General features: G+C 55.2%; 1 protein-coding gene. It reads left to right on the top strand.

Annotated features, from left to right (window positions below):
- Nucleotides 1–228: 228 nt before the first annotated feature.
- Nucleotides 229–1,923, top strand: a complete 1,695-nt coding sequence (locus DXB86_RS09800) for a phospho-sugar mutase (protein ID WP_117736970.1) — start codon at nucleotides 229–231, stop codon at nucleotides 1,921–1,923.
- Nucleotides 1,924–2,067: the final 144 nt, after the last annotated feature.

Raw genomic sequence — 2,067 nt, forward strand, 5'->3', positions numbered from 1 at the left:
CGGATGACTTGAAGAAGGGGGAGGCCTCGCGGCCTCCCCCTTTTTTGCGTTTACGGGCAACATTTCTTATGCAATTAAATCAATTTAATCATCCACCGCTGAATATAGACGTTCACCGTTCTTTGGTCGGTTCTCTGTTCTCAATGGACTAATATTTGCTTTAGCGCACTGCTGCGCTTGTCCTGTTTTTACACGGGTCGTTTTATTGATTGTGACGGAAGGACTCACATGGCAGATGTTCATGAGCTGCTTGATACTTGGATTGCCAATGTCAAGGACGAGGAGCTCCTCGCTGAGCTCAACACGATGAAGGAGCAGGGTGATGAGGACGCCATCACTGACGCTTTCTTCCAGGATCTCGCCTTCGGTACCGCCGGTCTTCGCGGCACTATCGGTGCGGGCACTAACCGTATGAATATCTATACGGTCGGTCGTGCGACCCAGGGATTCGCTGACTATCTCAATGCGACCTTTGAGCATCCGACGGTTGCCATCGCTCGCGATAGTCGCAATAAAGGTGAGCTGTTCGTTAAGACGACGGCTGCCATTCTTGCAGCAAATGGCGTGACTGCCCTCGTGTATCCCAAGATTTCTCCTGTGCCGACGCTCTCCTGGGCCGTCCGTGATCTTAAGTGCTCCGGTGGCATTTGCATGACCGCTAGCCATAACCCGGCGCCGTATAACGGCTATAAGGCCTATGGCCCCGATGGCTGCCAGATCACCAGCGAGGCCGCCGATGCAATTTCTAAGGCTATCGCCGAGACCGATACATTCACCGGCGTGAAGTCCATGGACTTTGATGAGGCTCTTGAGCAGGGTCTGGTTAAATGGATCGAAGGCTCATGCCTCGAGCGTTATTACGACGCCGTTCTCGCGCGCGGCGTGACCAACCTTTCTGCCGAGGAAATTGCCGGCGCGCCGCTCAAGCTTGTCTATACGCCGCTGAATGGTACCGGCCTCATTCCCGTTACCACGGTGCTCGAGCGCGCTGGCATCACCGATGTCACGGTTGTTCCCGAGCAGAAGGAGCCTAACGGCGATTTCCCGACCTGCCCGTATCCTAACCCCGAGATCCGTCAGGCCATGCAGAAGGGCATCGATCTCTGCGAGCAGGTTCACCCTGATTTGCTGCTTGCAACCGATCCCGACGCCGATCGTGTTGGCGTTGCCGTTAAAAATGGCGATGACTATCTGCTACTGACCGGCAATGAGATGGGCGTTCTGCTGCTCGACTATATCTGCAAGACCCGTGCTGCCTGCGGTGAGGACCTCACTAAGAAGGTTGCCGTTACTACTATCGTTTCTTCCGCCATGGTTGACGCTCTGGCCGACGAGTACGGTTTTGAGCTCCGCCGCTGCCTGACGGGCTTCAAGTACATCGGCGACATCATTACTTCTCTTTCCGATGCTGGCGAGGTCGATCGCTTTATCTTTGGTTTCGAGGAGAGCTACGGCTATCTGGCCGGCGACCACGTGCGCGACAAGGACGCCGTGAGCACTTCACTTCTGATTTGCCAGATGGCGCAGTATTACAAGCTCCAGGGTAAGAACCTTGCCGATGCGATGCACGAGCTGTACGAGAAGTATGGCTACTATCACAACAAGACGATTTCGCTGAGCTATCCGGGCGCTGAGGGTGCGGCAAAGATGGCCGGCATCATGGCTGGTCTGCGCGAGAACCCGCCCGCGGAGCTCGCCGGTTCCAAGATTGAGGCCGTCGTGGATTACAACACCTGCGTGAACGGCCTGCCGAAGGCTAACGTCATTGAGTTCGATCTTGAGGGTGGCAACAAGGGTATTGTTCGTCCTTCTGGCACCGAGCCCAAGATTAAGCTGTACATCTTCGCAAAGGGCGCGGATGCCGCCGAGGCTGATGCAGCACTTGACGCGATTGAGGAGTCCGGTCGCAAGCTATTGGCCTAAGGCTTTGAATGCCTAAGTCTATAGATAGACGAAGGAGGGGATCTCGGAAACGAGGTCCCCTCTTTATTACTGCTAAATACAGCTGAGAATTACAAACTGTGTAGGAAATGTGTACGCCCAGATTCCCGCCCCCGGCGCCCCTCC

The sequence above is a fragment of the Collinsella sp. OM06-18AC genome (assembly GCF_003438785.1).
Taxonomy (GTDB): Bacteria; Actinomycetota; Coriobacteriia; order Coriobacteriales; family Coriobacteriaceae; genus Collinsella.

What these genes read in the sequence shown, in the direction of transcription:
- DXB86_RS09800 (WP_117736970.1), top strand. Translation starts at nt 229, where the DNA reads ATGGCAGATGTTCATGAGCTGCTTGATACTTGGATTGCCAATGTCAAG.